Origin of the sequence: Endozoicomonas sp. OPT23 (genome assembly GCF_009653635.1) — a bacterium.
Lineage (GTDB): Bacteria > Pseudomonadota > Gammaproteobacteria > Pseudomonadales > Endozoicomonadaceae > Endozoicomonas_A.
The window spans coordinates 101,085-118,938 of record NZ_PPFD01000007.1 but is presented as its reverse complement, the minus strand read 5'-3'; the positions used below and the strand labels follow the sequence as shown (position 1 = coordinate 118,938).

The following is a 17,854-nucleotide window of genomic DNA, read 5'->3' as shown; positions in this document are numbered from 1 at the left end:
CCATGAAAAATCTGCTCATCAATCCTGGTCGTCTGACTCTGCAGGAATTGAGACTGATCGCTCGTCAACCGGTCAAACTCAGTTTGAATGAAGACTGCTTTCCGGCCATAAAGGCCAGTGTTGAATGTGTTAACAAGGTGATTCGTGAGAACCGTGTTGTCTATGGCATTAATACAGGGTTCGGTCTGTTAGCCAGTACACGAATTGCTGATAAGGATCTGGAAACCCTGCAGCGCAGTATTGTGCTTTCCCATTCAACCGGTGTCGGTCAATTCATGGACGACAGTGCTGTACGATTGATGATGGTACTGAAAATAAATAGCCTGGCTCGTGGTCTTTCCGGTGTTCGACTGGAACTGATTGAAGCACTGATCAGTCTGGTTAACCATCAGGTCTACCCCTGTGTGCCCGAAAAAGGTTCAGTGGGCGCCAGTGGTGATCTCTCGCCATTGGCGCATATGAGTTGTGTGTTGCTGGGTGAAGGGCTGGCCAGGATCAATGGTGAAGTACTGCCAGCTACGGAAGCATTGGCCAGGGCAGGGTTGAAACCCATTAGTCTTTGTCCTAAAGAAGGCCTGGCACTGCTGAATGGTACTCAGGCGTCTACTGCATTTGCCCTTCAGGGACTGTTTGGCTCTGAAGACCTTTTTGCAGCAACTGTCGTTACCGGTTCGCTGTCAGTTGAAGCGGCAATGGGCAGTCGAAGCCCGTTCGATGCCCGTATTCATCAGGCTCGAGGTCTACCTGGGCAGATAGATGTGGCAGCGGTTTACAGAGGTCTTCTCGATCACAGTGGTATTGAACAGGCCCATGTAAACTGCGACAAAGTGCAAGACCCTTACTCCTTGCGTTGTCAGCCTCAGGTCATGGGTGCCTGTCTCGAACAATTAAGACATGCGGCCAGAATTCTGGAAATCGAAGCCAATGCCGTGTCGGATAATCCGCTGGTCTTTGCTGATCAGGACGAGATTATCTCCGGCGGTAACTTCCATGCCGAGCCTGTTGGTATGGCGGCAGAAGCGATAGCCTTGGCCACTGCCGAAATCGGCGCTATCAGTGAACGACGGGTGGCTCTGCTGGTGGACCAACACCTCAGTGGTCTACCACCCTTTCTGGTAGAAAACAGCGGCATTAACTCGGGCTTTATGATTGCTCATAATACCGCCGCAGCTTTGGCCAGTGAAAACCGTTGCATGACACACCCTTCGGTGGCAGACAGTCTGCCAACGTCGGCTAATCAGGAAGATCATGTTTCCATGGCCACCTATGGTGCTCGCAGACTGCGGGAAATGAACGCTAACACTGCCGCTATTGTCGGTATTGAGTTATTGGCGGCTGCTCAGGGTGTTGATTTGCGAAAGCCTTATAAAACGTCGGCCAGCTTGCAGCAAGTATTGAAAGCCGTTCGAGTCAGAGTGCCATTCTATGATCAGGATCGCTATTTTGCACCGGACATTGAACGGGCTACCGAGCTTGTAACCAGCGGAGAGTTCAATAACCTTATTGACTCTCAGCTTTTGCCCAGCTTCTGATAGGATTAAGTGGTTCGGCCTGGGGAGTGTTCCAATGGGTCACATGGCTCATTGAGAGCGCCCTCGCTGAAGCTGACTACTTTTTTACATCAGACAGGTAAGGGTATGGCTCAGTTAGATTTGAAAACCCGGTTAGAGCTGAAAGTTCCGCCATTGCTGGTCGTGCTGATCGCCATGGCTCTGATGTATGGCATTGCCCATTCATCTTTTACTCTGCCCATGGGGCTATCGGGTACAGTCTTGAGCTGGAGTCTGGTTATTGCCTTTGCTGGCACCGGGCTTGGTCTGATGCTGATGGGGGTTGTGTCTTTCAAACGAGCCAGTACCACCCCCAGCCCCATAAACCCTGAACAGGCAAGCAGTCTGGTTCGGTCTGGTCTTTACCGTTACACACGAAACCCAATGTACCTGGGCATGTTGCTGTTGCTGACAGCCTGGGGAGTTTATCTTGATAGTTGGCTTTGCCTGGTGGTACTGCCTGCTTTTGTTGCTTATATAGGTCGTTTTCAGATCGCACCGGAGGAAAGGGCTCTTTTTAAGCTGTTTGGTAATGACTACAGGATGTATAAGGAAGAGGTGAACAGGTGGTTTGGTTATAAAAACATGAGTTAACTTTTCTATAAAGGAACTTTTAATACGTATCCGGCTCTACAGTTGCATATTTTTAATTCATTGCAGTCAGACCCTGTGGTTTGAGCCTGACTGATGTCAATGACTATGGAGACTGTGGACATGCGTAAGACACTTCCTGTTCTGGCTTTATTGTCAGTCTTTTGCGGGACTACTTTGGCTGGTCTGGCCGATGATTTTCAGGACACCTTTGTAGGCAATGATGATTCGCAAAAGGTTCAGATTCCTGATGTAGTACTTAAAGGCTGGCAAGGCATCAAGCATGCTCCTGAACAGGCAGTAGCCTTGCACGGTTATACTCAACAGGCAGCGAAGGTGCTGGTTGCTGAGGCAGAGCTACAGCTATCAGTCAGGATCAGGCTTCACCTTGAAGAAATACTGCAGAATAATTATCACGCTCTCTATAGCCAGTTTGATTTAATTCTGAATGCAGTCAGTTCAGAGAACTGGCAGGATCCGGTATTCGCAGAGCCAATGTCATTTGATGCCTTGCTGGTCGCTTATATCGAGAAAAAAATAGCCAAGGAGTACTTTCTTGATCTCTATGGTTTTGTCGAGATGGTCTATGATCAGCGCCCTGGTGGCTATCTTAATGGGACAGTAATAGAGCGTTTCAGACCGGACAGTTCTAGTGATAAAAGAATCCGTCACTGGAAAAAAAGGGTGAATGATGACTATTCAGGGGTCAAACCCAAATACCTGCGAAAAGCTCTTGGCCTGACACCTGATCACCAGAAGTACTTTACCCGTATAACCTGGTCTGACAAACCTTATTTCTTGACAGAGGATACTTCATTCTATGAGGAGAAGGTTAAACAGGAGAAGCGTTTAAAATTTGATTATCGGTATCTAAGGGTACTGAGTCGTGAAGCACCTATAGCGGGCGTGATTGAAGAAGATCGATCGAGTATGGTTTTTTCACCGTTCGGGTTGATGGATAGCTATCGTCGTGTTGCATCGACCTTACCCGAGAATGAACGGGTATCCATTGTTCCTACTTTAGGGGCACATGGTATGAGCGATGTACGAGTAATGAGAGGTAATCTTCAGCACCCGTTACAGTTGTTTCATCCGCTGGCCAATAACCTGCTCACCCCCCATGAGCTGTTCTCCGGAACACTGGCGGGAAGGCATGATTACTTCCATATTATGATCCTGTCCTTTATGCCTGCAGGCATTCAGCAAGCCTTCTATAAGGTTCATGATATTGATCAGGAGCTGGTTGCAGCTGTAAATCCTGCGGGCACTCCTGCGAGTCTTGCCGTGAATCTCGCTCAATATGACCCGGCATTTCTCAGAGGTATGAAGCTTATATCCGGACAGCACGCGGATGACGATGTGGAGCTGACAAAAATTTTCGAACGTCTTGTCACGCTGTCTGAGCGTGATGGATTGTTTGCTAATGGCCTTCAGTCCCACACTGAATACCACAATTCCTCTGATGATGAGATTAGTGACAGAGCCCTGGACCTGCCTTTTGATGACATGGTTCGTCGTTACCAGGTAGGTAAAGGCGTTGATTTCTACACGAGATATAAAGATATCATTTTTCCAACCAGCCAAACCTACTTTGGATACTTAAGATTCAACTATCAGCTGTACAGGTCTTTTAGAAACATGGGGCAGGCAGGCGGTGATAAAAACTTTCATACGGGTGCTAATGCTATGGGCCTAATGAGTTATCTGGTGAGATTAGCGAACATTCACAACGCCAGCTGTACATTGCCAAACGACCCAGGAATGGCGCTTTCAGAATATTATCTGGCTATTGAATGCACCAATGACGGTTCAGATGCAAAGGATTTTAATGAAGCCCTTGAAGATACAGAGAACGAATTTCTTGAGAGCCAGTTACAGGAAAAAAGTATCAAAGAACGGAAAGAACACCCGGATGCAGAAGGTATCATTCGACTACTGAGGTTTTGGGCAGAGTTTTCCCAGACCGAACAAGCTGCTTCCGGTCAATAAAACTCAGGGTTGAACGAATAATCCGACGCTATCAGCTCTCCGGGGTTATTCGTTCAACCAGAAAACAGGCAATCAGTGCTGTAATGGCGAACCCCGTCAGGAAAATAACCGGCATGGCCATATAGCCAAGGGTATACCAGATAATGGTTTCCAAAGTACTCATGGCAGTCTCCTGTTACCAGTTAGCAACACCTGACATATCAGGCAGGTGGTGAGCAATCCCTTTATGACAGTCTATACAGGTCATCTTTCCTGATGCAAGTGCTGTGCTGTGCATCTGGGCCGCTCGTTTGGACTGGACCGAAAAGTCCATATAATCAAAATTGTGGCAGTTACGGCACTCTCTGGAGTCATTTGCTTTCATTCGTGCCCACTCTCTTTCTGCCATGTTTTTACGGTGTTCAAGAAACTTTGCCCGGGTGTCTATATAACCGGTGAGTTTCCCCCACACTTCTTTACTGGCCTGAACCTTACGGACAATTTTATGGGTCCATTCATGGGGAACGTGGCAGTCCGGACAACTGGCTCGAACGCCTGAACGGTTACTGTAGTGAATGGTCGTTTTCATTTCTTCAAAAACGTTGTCTTTCATTTCATGGCAACCAGTACAGAATGCTTCGGTATTACTGGCTTCCATCAAGGTATTAAAGCCACCCCAGAAAACGATGCCAGCCGTAAAACCGAAGGCCAGAATTAACCAGAGGGCAATGGCTGCTGGCCGCGACAGAAGCTGCCAGTAGCGCTTCAGGAAATTTGGGATTGGCAGCTTCATGGTGTTTTCAAACTCTCAACAGGTTCAAACGTATTGGGCACCAGGGGCTTGGCATTGATCTGGGGGACATGGCACTGGGTACAGAAATAGCGGGATGGTGACACATCGGCCAGAACCCTGCCGTCGCGGTCACGGAAGTGGGAAATTCCGATTCGGGTCGCGCCTGAGCTGATGGCGTTATCCCATGAATGACAGTGCAGGCAGCGGTTGTCATTGGCGGTGATTTTATAGCCTCGAATGGAGTGAGGAATCAGTGGCGGCTGGCCAACATAGTTCAGATCCAGCAGCTCTCTTTCTTTTGGGAACTTTTTCAGTGCCGGTGCTTTTTTCTCTTCTGAAAGAGGGGCCGGTCCGCGTAGAGACTCGACAGGCTTATCGTTACCTGCAGCAATGGCGAACTGTGGCAGCAGATAATGACAAAGCACAACAGCAGTTAGTGCAAAAAGAAACCAGCGTTTTAAATGACACAACTTCATGGGTTCAACCTCAATGTCATCGTCGTATGAATAGGGTTTATGCAACCTTCTCTATTCGCACCGGACACTTTTTGTAATCAGTCTGCTTTGATAACGGGTCGGTGGCATCCAGAATCAGTTTGTTGACCAGTTCGGTTGCGTCAAAGAATGGTATAAAGGTGAAGCCTCTGTGCATGGTATTCCTGCCACGGGTTTCGACCCGGGTTCGAATTTCTCCTCGCGGTGAAATGACCATGGCTTCTTCACCCCGCCGGAGACCTCGTTCCCGCGCATCATCAGGGTGCATGAAGATCACTGCATCAGGGAAAGCTTTATAAAGTTCAGGGACTCGCTGGGTCATGGAGCCTGAATGCCAGTGCTCAAGAACCCGGCCTGTGCAGAGCCACAGATCGAATTCATCATCAGGTACTTCCGGCGGTGGTTCATAGGGCAGGGCGAACAGCCAGGCTTTACCGTCAGCCTTGCCATAAAATTCGAACTCGCTGCCGTCACGAACATAGGGGTCGCTGTCCTCATGAAAGCGACGCAGGGTTTCACGACCATTGACGACTGGCCAGCGCAACCCCCGGACAGTGTGATAAACGTCGAACGGCGCCAGATCGTGGGCTTTGCCCCGACCAAAGGTTGCGTACTCTTCGAACAGGCCTTTCTGAACATAAAAGCCAAACTGTTTTGACTCAAAGTTGTTCTTGTCCGGATTGGTCTGGTCAAGAGGGAAGCGATTAACGTTACCGTTGCGATACAGTACATCAAATAACGTTTTACCCCGAACTTCCGGTTTCTTTTTAATCAGTTCTTCCGGCCAGACTTCTTCAACCTTGAAGTACTTGGAAAACTCCATCAGCTGCCAGAGATCACTTCGGGCTTCAGCCGGTGCATCGACCTGCTGGTACCAGAACTGGGTTCGACGTTCAGCATTGCCATAGGCACCTTCTTTTTCTACCCACATAGCAGTGGGGAGTATCAGGTCGGCAACGGAAGTGGACACGGTTGGATATGGGTCGGAAACAACAATAAAGTTGTCAGGATTTTTGTAACCGGGCAGGGTTTCCTCGTTCAGATTAGGTGCAGTCTGGACGTTGTTGTTGCACATGACCCAGTAGGCGTTGATCTTGCCTTTTTTCAGCATACGATCCTGAAGCACTGCGTGATAACCGGGTTTGGCAGGAATTGTACCGGACGGAAGTTTCCATATTTTTTCAGCCTTGGCTCGATGCTTGGGGTTTGTTACGACCATGTCTGCGGGAAGTCGATGGCTGAAAGTGCCGACTTCTCGTGCGGTACCACAGGCTGAAGGCTGGCCGGTCAGAGAGAATGGGCTGTTACCGGGCTGTGATATCTTACCGGTCAGCAGGTGCATGTTATAAAGAATGTTGTTCATCCAGACGCCACGGGTGTGCTGATTAACCCCCATGGTCCAGAGTGACATCACCTTGGTGTCCGGGTCGGCGTAAAGTTCTGCCAACTCCAGCAATGATTTCTTGCTGACACCAGACAGCTTACTGACTTTTTCCAGCGTGTAGTCACTGACGAAGGTAGCAAAGTCTTCAAACTTTATTTCCTTGGAGCTGCCATCATTCGGGTGCGCTGCTTTCATTTGTAGTGGGCTGGTATCGGGAAGGCCGTAACCAATATCGGTAGCGCCCATACGAAAGCGAGTATGTTTGGCAATGAACTCCTTGTTCACACGGTTGGTAGAAATAATGTGGTGGCAAATAAAGTTACCGATGGCCAGGTCTGTTTGTGGTTCAAAAATAATCGGCAGGTGAGCGAGGTCACAGGACCGGTGTTTATAGGTACTGAGAACAGAAACACGAACATGGTCAAACGCTAGCACCCGGGCAGCAATACGGCTCCAGAGCACCGGATGGCATTCCGCCATATTGGAACCCCAAAGCACAAAGTGGTCGGCATTTTCAAAATCATCGTAACAGCCCATAGGTTCATCGATGCCGAAGGTGCGCATAAAACCACCGACGGCAGAGGCCATGCAATGTCGGGCATTGGGATCAATATTGTTGGAGCGCAGACCGGCTTTCATGAATTTGGATGCAGCGTACCCTTCCCAGACGGTCCATTGCCCTGAGCCAAACATACCAACAGCCGTCGGGCCTTTCTCTTTCAGGGTTTTCTTGAATTTCCTGGCCATGATCTCAAAGGCGGTGTCCCAACTGACCGGTGTAAACTGACCATTCTTATCGTATTTGCCATTTTTCATTCGTAATAAGGGGGTGGTCAGGCGGTCAGAGCCGTACATGATCTTTGACAGGAAGTAGCCCTTGATGCAGTTCAAACCACGGTTTACCGGCGAATCCGGATCAGCCTGAGTTGCGACGACACGACCGTCTCTGACGCCTACAAGGACACTACAGCCTGTGCCACAGAACCGGCAGGGAGCTTTGTCCCAGTCGATATTCTGTTTGCCGGTTTTGGCCAGCACTTGTGTCGAGGGCGTGACGCTCAGGCCTGCAGCACTTGCGGCAGCAGCAGCGGCAGAGGATTTCAGAAATGTACGGCGGCTGTTATTCATGGCAATGACTCGGTTCGGCTACTACTCGGTTCGGCTATAACTCGGCTAGCTATGGCTGTCAGCAGCCAGGACATCAGATATGGGTTCTGTGTGACTGTAGGCCAGAGAAAGATCAACGACGCCGGGCAGGTTTCGAACGACCTCAATCTGGTCAGTGATTCGACAGCCACCCGGCAGTTCTTCAAGGGTTACGGCAAAACGACCATTGTCACTGCTGTTGTATATATCCAGCCCGTCAATGGTTTGCAGCCGAGCGTAGAGCTGCTGATAATCTTCAGATTTTGAAAGTAGAACCAGGCCACAGACAGTGTATTCTGTACTGTCAGTACTGCCTTCAGTGAAACTGTCAGGAAGCCTCATGGAATATCCTTTTGTACTCTGGTTGATGGTTCCGGACTGATAGTTCTGAGGCTGATGGTTCTGCCTGACAGCTGAAGCTGAGAGCATCAGCGGGACATACCTGATAACAGGCGCCACAACCACTGCATAACTCCTGGTTCAGGCTGGGTGTGCTGATGCCGGTTACAGAAAATTCAGTTGTTATTGCCTTAACTTCACACATATCAACACAGCTCTGGCAGGCAATACCCGACAGTGTCAGGCATTTTTCACTGATACTGGCTTTAAGTGCCCAGGGAGCTGGTTGACTGACGAGAGCCTGGGAAGGGCAGACATCGAGACACTGTCGGCAGAAAGTGCATTCGCCGGAACTGAAATCAACTTCAGGAAATCCGGAGGAGTGCCTGAACAGTATTTCGCTGGGGCAGACGTCGATACAGCGATCACATTGGCTGCACTTTTCAAGAAACTGTTCGGTGGCTAACGACCAGGGTGGATAAACAGGTTGGCTGTACTGACAGTCAAACTTACCACTCAGCAGGGCTCTGCGTGCAGGGCTGCTCAGGCTACCAGACATGACAACCTCTTAAAAAATTGAGTGAAGTATTGAAAAATGATCAGAGTAAAACTAAATCAAGGTGGTGATAAATTGCTGGCAGTCAGTATAGATGGCTACCGGCAATTTACCTGAAGGTTTTTATTTTTTTGCTGGAACTTGAGGGATGAGAAGATCTTATCAGGCAGGTTCAAACAGATGCAGCACCTGTTCGCTGCAGGCAAAACGTTTTACACCGTATTCCCGGTCAAACAGGACAACAAAGTTGTTGTCGTTCACCTCAATGACCTTACCTTCACCAAAAATGCTATGCCTTAGTCGTGAATTTTCCTGCCAGGGCATGGAGGATTCATTACTGTTAAAGAGTACACTTCTGGCAGCGCGGTAGCCGGGATCCTGATTCTTCGCTTTTGCCTGTCGCTGTTTTGCCAGTATTTCCTTTCTGGATGGAGCGCTGGCTGCAACCTGACCATGGACAGGGCTGAGGCTATCCAGATAGCGACGGGACTGTTGTGTGAGACCGTGTTCAGCAAGGTACAGTTGAAGCGGCTCGATACTGTCCGTATTGAGCTTTTCAGCCAGGGTTTTACTGTGGTCGAGTTGCATTTCTTTTAGAAAACGGCTGACTGTCTGACGATTACTGTTATTCCAGTTATGGCTGCCAGGCTCCAGATTTCCGGGACAGCTGAACAGAAACAGCTGCTTGCGGGCACGGGTCATGGCCACATAAAGCAGGCGACGTTCTGATTCTATATCGGTGATCGAGGCACTGAGAGAATCGCTGCGTTCAAAGGGCCAGTAACGAGCGGTTAACCCGGGGATCATGACGGCGGGCCATTCCAGACCTTTTGCCCTGTGGCAGGAGCTGATGGTCAGTTGTGCGCGGTTTTTACTCTGCTTCCCCTGTTTTTTCCGATCTCTCAACTGCCGGATCAGTTCTATGGCTTCCCCCGATGATCTGGCAGAACCGCGTAGCCATTGCAGAAAACCATCCAGTGCCAATAGTTGTTCTTCGGTACGTTGTTCATTCAGGCTCATGGATTGAAGGCTTTCCTTCAGCTCGGCACTCCTTATGTAATCCTGTAGCAATTCGGCGGGTGGCTTCTTCTGCCCCTGAAGTTCAAGGTTGTGAAGAATTTTTGCACGGTTATAGAGTTTTTTACGCTGGTAATCACTGATGCCCCGTATCAGTTCAATACTGTTGGCCATGACTTTGCCAATATCCTGCCCATGCATTTGAATAGCGGCAATAAGTTCATTAATGATCTGGGTTTTGATCCCCAGATGAGGCAGCGTGAACAGTTGATAGAGTCGTTTTGCCCGACCATCAACATCAAGAAACTGAAATTGCCCCGAAGAAAGTTCAAGTGCAGCAATCAGTGAAACAATTTCCGGTCGTTCGAACAGGGAAGGGCCTTCATTATGGTATTGAATACCTTCTGACAGCAGAGCCAGTTCCAGAGGGACAGCTTGAGCCCAGACCCTGACCAGTATGGCAAAAGGGTCGGACGTTGAGGACAGCTGATTTCTTATGGCAACCAGTAATACCTTCGTTTCATCCTGATCAGACTGTATCAGCTCAATGTCCGATGGTGTGTTATTTTCGTGAGCAAGACAGATGACGTCTTTTCTATCCTTGTTTCTGGCAATCAGGTGGCTGGCCGCCAGGGCGATGCTGTGACCATAACGAAAGGTATGGGGTATGGTCAGCTGTTCAACGAGGCCGGTACTCGTGAAATCCTGTTCAAAGTACTGGAGAATATTGTTGATATTGGCTCCGGCGAATTCATAAATGGTTTGATCAGGATCGCCCACTGCAATCACACGGGCTCTCTCGCCAGCAATTATTCGTGTCAGGTGGTGTTGCAGGGTTGATGTGTCCTGATACTCATCCACGACGATAAACTGCATTTTATTGCTGACTTTGGTCAGGTGCTCAGGATGTTGCATCAACAGCTTCACCGTGTCGTAAAGCATATCGGTGAAAGTGATACGACGATTATCCAGTCGCCACTGTTCAAACTCATGGAACAGCGTAATGAAAAACTTCAGACTATCGGGGTAATCACTATCTGCGAGCACAATATCAGGTTCATTCAGGCTGGACTTAACCTGTTCGATAAAACTGATGGCTGCTTCAATATAGCGAGCCGTGTCTGATTTTATTTTTTCCTGCAGAGAGTCAGGCGCCAGTTTCAGTATCAGTTCCCTGATTTTTAATTCGATCTCTTTATCAGACATCGGGTTGTAGTCAAAGCCGCCTCGAACACCCCACTGTTCCAGCTTCTTTAACAATCTCAAGCCGGTAGAGTGGTAGGTTCTGATTTCAGGAACAGGCAGGGAGTTCAGGGGGTGGTTCTGCCCGTTGAACGTCTGGGTTGTCAGCTTTTGCAGCTTGGCGGTAAAGTCCAGTTGCGCGGACTTGTTGAACATCATCACCATCACACGGCGAGGGTCGCTACCCATAGCGAGAAGATTCAGGATCAGATGAGCAAGAGTCGTCGTTTTTCCTGAGCCGGCTACGGCAATACAGAGGGCGTGATTGTCGCAATGTCGGGCAACTTTCAGCTGGTGATCAGTCAGATCCATGGATTTCAGAACAGTTTTTTTGACAGAAAGGTGATTATTTTAACAATTTTGAAATTTTTTTTTCTTGGTAATATTGATCTTTTTTGCCTGAAAAAGCGTCATTTGTCGTAGGTAAATAAGGTAAAGAATTAGTTGGAAATGTGAATAAATATGTGGACAACTGTTCGGCTCTGTCAGTCTATATTTTGATCGCCAAATGATGTAATAATAGTCTGGAAACATTGTGTTACCTGACTAAAATCTTCGATAGAGCTTGTTTTTGCTGGCTCTTGACCTGATCTTTACAGAAAATGAGCTTTATGCAGTTTTGCTGACAGAACAGGTATAATTGCCTACTAAAACAACAATTGTCCCAGATCAAAAAAAGTATACTTTGTGGTCAAATGTGCGGTAATTACCTTCTTTGAAAATTAAATTGCATAAGTATAATGCGCTTCGAAATCAATTTTTAGGTGATGAAATCCATGTCCATTCTTATGAGTCTGGTCGGAGTCGCTGCCCTGCTGGGTATCGCGTTCCTGCTGTCTGACAATCGCAAAGCGATTAACTTGCGTACTGTTGGTGGTGCTTTTGCCATTCAGGCTGCTGTCTGTGCATTTGTAATCTACTTTCCTGCCGGTCAGGAAGTTCTGCAGGCCATGACCAATGTCGTAAACAACATTATGTCAAGCGCTCAGAAAGGTATGGGCTTCCTGTTTGGTGGTCTGGCCACTTTCCAGATTGGCTTCATCTTTGCTGTTAACGTTCTGACCGTTATCATCTTCTTTGCTTCCCTGGTATCTGTTCTGTACTACCTGGGTATCATGCAGTTTGTTGTAAAAATTCTGGGTGGCGCTCTGCAGAAAGCACTGGGCACCAGCCGTACAGAATCCCTGTCTGCTGCTGGTAACGTGTTCCTGGGTCAAACTGAAGCACCGCTATTGGTTAAACCCTACATTGCCCGCATGACCAACTCCGAACTGTTTGCCGTAATGGTAGGTGGTCTGGCTTCCGTTGCCGGTGCGGTAATGGTGGGTTACGCGTCCATGGGCGTTGAGTTGAAGTTCCTGATCGCGGCAAGTTTCATGGCTGCACCAGGCGGCCTGCTGATGGCTAAAATGATCAAGCCTGAAACTGAAACACCAGACGACAGCGGTGACGTTGAAGAAGCTGAAGAAGACAAGCCTGCCAACATTCTGGACGCGGCTGCTCAAGGTGCTGCTAACGGTATGAAACTGGCTGCCATGATCGGTGCCATGCTGCTGGCCTTCATCTCCCTGATCGCCATGTGTAACGAGCTGCTGTCCTGGGTTGGTAGCTTCTTCAGCTACCCTGAACTGAGCCTTGAGCTGATCTTGGGTTATGTATTCTCTCCTCTGGCCTTCCTTATCGGTATTCCATGGAGCGAAGCTCTGGCTGCCGGTTCCCTGCTGGGTCAGAAGGTTGTAGTTAACGAATTCATCGCATTCGGTAACTTGGCTAACCACATTGACGCTGCCAAAGCTGCTGAAGCTGGTGTTCTGCACCTGTCCGAGCACACTCAGGCCATCATGACCTTCGCACTGTGTGGCTTCGCTAACCTGTCCTCCATCGCTATCCTGCTGGGTGGTCTGGGTTCTCTGGCTCCTAGCCGTCGTCAGGACATTGCCCGCTTCGGTATGAAAGCCGTAGCTGCTGGTACTCTGTCTAACCTGATGAGTGCTACTCTGGCTGGCCTGTTTATCTCTCTGGCTGCCATGTAATAAAGCCCTGCTTTCAGGTGCTTTTTTACAGATAAAAGGGCGAGTCTTTGACTCGCCCTTTTTGTATTTATAATGTCGATTTACCTTCCTTTGCTTCCTTATCATCTATATTCCTTCAGTCGTCACTATTTGAAGGATTCCTCAAAATGGCTGAAGTCCTCATAGCCATGGTCACTGGCCTGATGGTCGGACTATTGTTCAGTGCACTAAAACTACCCATTCCTGCGCCGCCGGTACTGCCCGGTGTTATGGGTATCGTTGGTGTTTATCTGGGCAGTATTGCCTATCACGAGATCATTAAATATTTTCACTGAGCATTTATTCAGGCTCCTGTGGCTCTCCTTAGGTTCTACTAAAGGTGCATCCTGAAAGTAAAAAAGCGAAGGTAAAGAGCCTGGAGGTGACTTGCCGGGTAAGAGCGTTTATCTTGATTATGAGCAGACTCTAGAGCTGATAGCATGAGGAAGCATTAGTGGAAAGGATGGTACAGGGAAGAGAGCAGGAGGCCGGGTGGTTAATTGTACTGTCTGTATTGATCGTCCACTGGTGGATGGCACCGCTGGTGGAACTGGGAGTTGATGAAGCGCATTATGCACTGTATGCGTTGTATCCGGCGCTCAGCTATTTTGACCACCCTCCTATGGTTGGCTGGTTGCAGATACTGGTTCAACCCTTTGGCTATAACGAGTTTACCCTTCGACTGATCCCTTCCTTGTTGCTGGCTCTGTCTTCCTGGTTAGGATGGCGTGTCGCCATGCAGCTGTTTCCTGATGGACATCAAGCCCGCGGGCTGGTTGCCATTATTTTGATTAACACCGCCCCAATGCTGCAGATTATGGGATGGGGGCTGGTGCCCGATCTGCCTTTAATGGTTTTAGCTCTATTGTCGGTCGAGCTGATTTACAAAATTCACCGGTTTAATTATCTCAGGCATTGGCTGTTATTGGGGTTAGTGTTTGGTTTGGCCGGTCTCAGCAAATATACGGCGGTATTTTTGCCTTTGGGTTTGCTGCTGTTTATGTTCCATTTTCATGGTCTGCAATGGTTGAAACAGTTAGCTCCCTGGTTGGCCGGGCTGATTGCATTCATCGTGATTACTCCGGTACTGATATGGAATGCTCAGCATGATTGGGTGTCTTTTAGTTATCAGCTGGACAGAGGTGTTGGGCTCGATGAGTGGAGCCTTAAGGAAGCTCTTCTCATGCAGCTGGCGCAAGCTGCGATATACTCATTCCTAGCTTATGTTGCGATGATTGGTGCAACCTTTGTGGTATTAAGGGACAGAGAAAATGCCACCAAAAATATCGGACACTGGCTGATTGTCTATTGTGCCTGGCCTGCGATGCTGGTGATCAGTTGGTCGGCAGGGCGAGACACTATATTGCCCAACTGGCCTGCTATGTGCTGGGCCTTGTTTGCCCCCTTGTCAGCAAACTGGATTAGTGACAACTGGAATAAGGTCTGGGTGAAAGTGACAGCGTTTGCCTCTACGTTTTTTTCATTGTTCTTCATTTTATTTGTTTTCTGGGTATTGGCCTTCAAACCACTGTCCAGAGTGCCTTTCATGGCAGAAGCATTGAGAGACTTTACTGGCTGGCAGCAGGCGGCAGAAAGAGCTGTTGAGTTAAAACGTCAATGGCAGAGCGAAATCAATCAGCCGGTCACACTGATGTCAGGAAACTGGTCACGAGCCAGTCGTCTGGCCTGGTATGCTTTCCCGGAGCCATTACAGTTACTGTCTGACAGAACAACCCAGTTTGATTTTTGGACAAAAAGTCCGGATAAGAACAGCAAGGGAATTCTGGTTTTGGATAATCATGACATTCCAGAAAGTGGTTATATCCAAAAAGAAGGTTTTGATTGTTTACTGGTAGAGGAATCAACCGCCGTAGTGGATAAGGTTGAAGTTAATAGTTTCCAGTTCCTCCGGTGTCAGTGGGCAGGGCAATAGAGGAATGATTGAGATATACAGCAGGCTGAAAGACTCAGTCTGCTGTTGAGCATATATCGAGTTATGATTTAGATATCAACCACATCAAAAGGCACTTGAGGATTTACATCCGCTTCGTAATCAATGCCTTCGATACCAAAACCAAACAGTTTCAGAAACTCTTCCTTGTACTCACGGTAGTCCGTCAGTTCAGCAAGGTTTTCATTCGTCAGCTGTGGCCAGATAGCCTGACAGTGCTTCTGAATGTCTTCACGCAGCTCCAGGTCATCCAGACGCAGGCGGTTCTGGTCGTCAGTTTCTGGTGCTGAGCCGTCAGTCTTGTAGAGACGATCACGGAACATACGGTTGATCTGCTCGATACAGCCTTCATGTACGCCTTCTTCACGCATTTTCTTGAAGGCCATGGCGATGTACAGAGGCATCACAGGAATGGCGGAGCTGGCCTGAGTCACAACACTTTTCAGTACCGCGATGTTGGCAGAGCCATTGATGGCTTTCATCTGGCTGTCGATAGCGTGAGCCGCGCGATCCAGATCCTTCTTGGCTTCACCCAGAGCGCCGTTCCAGTAAATTGGCCAGGTGATTTCAGTACCTATGTAGCTGTAGGCAACGGACTTGCAGCCTTCAGCGAGAACACCGGCTTCACTCAGGGCAGACATCCACAGTTCCCAATCCTGACCGCCCATTACGGTGACGGTGGCATCCACTTCTTCCTGAGTAGCAGGTTCAACAGTAGCTTCGAACAGAGTGTCCTTGTTGGTGTCTACGGCAGTAGCTGTGTAGGTGTCACCCATTGGCTTCAATACAGAGCGAATTACTTCACCGTTTTCTGGCATCTTGCGAACCGGAGACGCCAGTGAGTAAACGACCATATCAATCTGACCGAGATCCTGCTTGATCAGGTCAATGGTTTTTGCACGGGCTTCATTACTGAAGGCATCGCCGTTCAGACTCTTTGCGTACAGACCGGCTTCGTGTGCCAGCTTGTCAAAGGAAGCGGCGTTATGCCAGCCTGCGGTGCCCGGCTTCTTTTCAGAGGCAGGCTTTTCGAAGAAAACACCAATGGTGGCAGCGCCGGAACCGAAAGCTGCAGTGATTCTGGAAGCCAGCCCGTAACCACTGGAAGAACCAATGATCAGTACCTTCTTTGGACCGTCGGTGATTTCACCCTGAGCCTGAGTAACGGCAATCTGCTCTCTGACGTTCTGCTCACAGCCATCCGGGTGAGTGGTAGTGCAGATAAATCCGCGAATCCTTGGCTTGATGATCATCTTTCGCTCCAGATGGAAACAGGTGGCGGGCAAGGCCTGGGAGCCTGTCGGACTTACCACTAACCTACTGCGAAAAAGCCGGATTTGGCCATTTTTTATGATCCTTTTCGTTGAATAGCTCGCTATTCGCTTCAAATGATCATAAAAACTGTCTCAAACCGGACTTTTTCTCGCTACGGTCGGCTAAGTCCGACAGGCTCCTAGAGAAGACCTTTGAACCCGAAAAATATAATCGCAAAGCTTATGCAAAAACGGCTGCGGTATAAAGCGGTCAGGGTAGTGAATCAGTAAGTATATTGATACGAAATGTTATTGGTTCAGATAAAACAGCTTGCCACGGACGCTGCGTTTGAAGTCGGATGGACTCAGGTGGAAGTGTTTTTGAAACAGCCGACTGAAATGAATTGGATCGGTATAGCCGATCTGGGTGCTGATCTCCCGAATGGTCAGGTCTGTGGTTCTGAGCAATTCTGTTGCCATATTCAGCCGCAGTTTTTGAACGTAGCCTATTGGTGTCATCGCTGTCGCTTCACGAAAACGCCGGCTGAGCGTTCGCTGGGTAAGGCCGGTGATTTCGATCATTCGAGTGAGTGATACATCTTCCTGATAGCTCTGCTGTAACCATTCCTGTAATTGAATAATGGTTTCGTCCCTGTGGACACTGGCCTGCTCAGAGGTATAGAGAATCTGCTCCAGTGGCCGGCGTATCTCGTGAGAAAACTGCTGCTCTACTTTATGAGCGACTCTCTCGCCCATAGCCAGACCGATCAGATGCACCATCAGGTCGGCACCGGAATTGACACTGCCGGCACAGAAAATACGGTCGGAACGGGTAATCAGATGGTGGGGTTTGAAATCAACATTCGGGTACTCCTGCTTCAGACGATCAAGAAAGTACCAGTGTGTTGCTGCAGGCTGGCCTTCAAGCAGGCCCGCCTCTGCCATAAAGGTAACGCCCGTACCAATCACACAGAAGGTTGCTCCCTGTTCATACTGGTTTTTCAGCCATTGAATAAAGGCCGGGGATTTTTTCGCCACGGGTAACGGGTTTCGCCAGAGCCCGGGTACGACCACCAGATCAGCTGTTCCGGAGTCTTCGAAGGTAAGCTCCGGGCATAGTGATATGCCACCAGTCGCTTTGACTGTTCCCAGCGTTTCTGAACAAAGTTTTGTTTCGACGGTGTTTCGGGTGCCATTAAGTCTGCTGTAGGTCATGCCAGCCTGAATCATTTCCAGTGGCAAACTGATACTGGTGGTCAGCATATGATCCAGCAAAGGGATCAATACTCGATGAATGGGCAGGCTTTGAGGCAAAACAGGTGTACCTATTAAAGGGTTGTTTAGAGGATTGTTGAGTGAACATTAATCAGTGTTGATGGTTATGAAATGTTACTTTGGCTATAAAGTACACCTTAATGGCTAAAATATACAGTTCGCTTTGTGACAGCGAGATTACACTAGCCCCATCACAATTTATTAAGCGCTAGTTATTAAGTGCTAAGACTAGTTATTGATCACG

The 17,854-nt window shown here is 48.7% G+C and carries 15 protein-coding genes; 6 read left to right on the top strand and 9 right to left on the bottom strand.

Translation table 11 applies throughout. The features are described 5' to 3' along the window. Positions 1-2 precede the first annotated feature (2 nt). The 3 genes from hutH (at position 3) to EOPP23_RS17445 (ending at position 4,130) form a co-directional block, all read left to right on the top strand. Positions 3-1,532 (top strand): histidine ammonia-lyase, encoded by a 1,530-nt coding sequence (hutH, locus tag EOPP23_RS17455; protein WP_153767292.1) that lies wholly within the window; start codon positions 3-5, stop codon positions 1,530-1,532. 105 nt (positions 1,533-1,637) lie between these two features. Continuing rightward, positions 1,638-2,144 (top strand): isoprenylcysteine carboxylmethyltransferase family protein, encoded by a 507-nt coding sequence (locus EOPP23_RS17450; protein ID WP_153767291.1) that lies wholly within the window; start codon positions 1,638-1,640, stop codon positions 2,142-2,144. A gap of 120 nt (positions 2,145-2,264) precedes the next feature. Beyond that, on the top strand, positions 2,265-4,130 hold the full coding sequence (locus tag EOPP23_RS17445; protein ID WP_153767290.1) for a hypothetical protein: 1,866 nt from the start codon (positions 2,265-2,267) through the stop codon (positions 4,128-4,130). 31 nt (positions 4,131-4,161) lie between these two features. Here EOPP23_RS17445 and EOPP23_RS17440 read toward each other — a convergent pair whose 3' ends face one another. The 7 genes from EOPP23_RS17440 to EOPP23_RS17410 all read right to left on the bottom strand — a co-directional run bounded on the left by EOPP23_RS17440 (position 4,162) and on the right by EOPP23_RS17410 (position 11,392). After that, positions 4,162-4,293: a TIGR02808 family protein gene (locus EOPP23_RS17440; RefSeq protein WP_153767289.1), complete on the bottom strand. Its 132-nt coding sequence runs from the start codon at positions 4,291-4,293 to the stop codon at positions 4,162-4,164. A gap of 12 nt (positions 4,294-4,305) precedes the next feature. Further along, the gene (locus EOPP23_RS17435) at positions 4,306-4,902 is read right to left on the bottom strand and encodes a cytochrome c3 family protein (protein ID WP_153767288.1); all 597 of its coding nucleotides are present in this window, start codon (positions 4,900-4,902) and stop codon (positions 4,306-4,308) included. Further along, positions 4,899-5,378, bottom strand: coding sequence for a nitrate reductase cytochrome c-type subunit (locus tag EOPP23_RS17430; RefSeq protein WP_153767287.1), 480 nt, complete (start codon positions 5,376-5,378; stop codon positions 4,899-4,901). Before EOPP23_RS17430 ends, EOPP23_RS17435 begins: the two co-directional genes overlap by 4 nt. 37 nt (positions 5,379-5,415) lie before the next feature. After that, positions 5,416-7,908: a nitrate reductase catalytic subunit NapA gene (gene napA, locus EOPP23_RS17425; RefSeq protein ID WP_153767286.1), complete on the bottom strand. Its 2,493-nt coding sequence runs from the start codon at positions 7,906-7,908 to the stop codon at positions 5,416-5,418. Between the two features lie 45 nt (positions 7,909-7,953). Further along, entirely contained in the window at positions 7,954-8,268 is a 315-nt protein-coding gene (locus EOPP23_RS17420) for a chaperone NapD (RefSeq protein ID WP_194842662.1), read from the bottom strand. Then, positions 8,255-8,824 (bottom strand): ferredoxin-type protein NapF, encoded by a 570-nt coding sequence (gene napF / locus EOPP23_RS17415; RefSeq protein WP_153767284.1) that lies wholly within the window; start codon positions 8,822-8,824, stop codon positions 8,255-8,257. The genes EOPP23_RS17420 and napF overlap by 14 nt, the downstream gene beginning before the upstream one ends. 159 nt (positions 8,825-8,983) lie before the next feature. Then, the gene (locus tag EOPP23_RS17410; RefSeq protein ID WP_153767283.1) at positions 8,984-11,392 is read right to left on the bottom strand and encodes an ATP-dependent helicase; all 2,409 of its coding nucleotides are present in this window, start codon (positions 11,390-11,392) and stop codon (positions 8,984-8,986) included. 464 nt (positions 11,393-11,856) lie between these two features. Between EOPP23_RS17410 and EOPP23_RS17405 the strand changes: the two genes are divergently transcribed. The 3 genes from EOPP23_RS17405 (at position 11,857) to EOPP23_RS17395 (ending at position 15,064) form a co-directional block, all read left to right on the top strand. After that, a complete protein-coding gene (locus tag EOPP23_RS17405; protein WP_153767282.1) occupies positions 11,857-13,113 on the top strand; it encodes a NupC/NupG family nucleoside CNT transporter in 1,257 nt (418 codons plus the stop codon). Between the two features lie 146 nt (positions 13,114-13,259). Then, complete coding sequence (locus EOPP23_RS17400) at positions 13,260-13,427, top strand: XapX domain-containing protein (RefSeq protein WP_153767281.1); 168 nt, start codon at positions 13,260-13,262, stop codon at positions 13,425-13,427. A gap of 167 nt (positions 13,428-13,594) precedes the next feature. Continuing rightward, complete coding sequence (locus EOPP23_RS17395; RefSeq protein ID WP_228550788.1) at positions 13,595-15,064, top strand: glycosyltransferase family 39 protein; 1,470 nt, start codon at positions 13,595-13,597, stop codon at positions 15,062-15,064. A gap of 68 nt (positions 15,065-15,132) precedes the next feature. On the opposite strand, the gene fabV is transcribed toward EOPP23_RS17395, so the two are convergent. Both fabV and EOPP23_RS17385 read right to left on the bottom strand, forming a co-directional pair. Further along, a complete protein-coding gene (gene fabV, locus EOPP23_RS17390; protein WP_153767279.1) occupies positions 15,133-16,335 on the bottom strand; it encodes an enoyl-ACP reductase FabV in 1,203 nt (400 codons plus the stop codon). Positions 16,336-16,644: 309 nt separating this feature from the next. Beyond that, positions 16,645-17,649 carry a GlxA family transcriptional regulator gene (locus tag EOPP23_RS17385; protein ID WP_153767278.1) on the bottom strand — a complete coding sequence of 335 codons (1,005 nt, stop codon included), beginning with the start codon at positions 17,647-17,649 and terminating at the stop codon, positions 16,645-16,647. Positions 17,650-17,854: the final 205 nt, after the last annotated feature.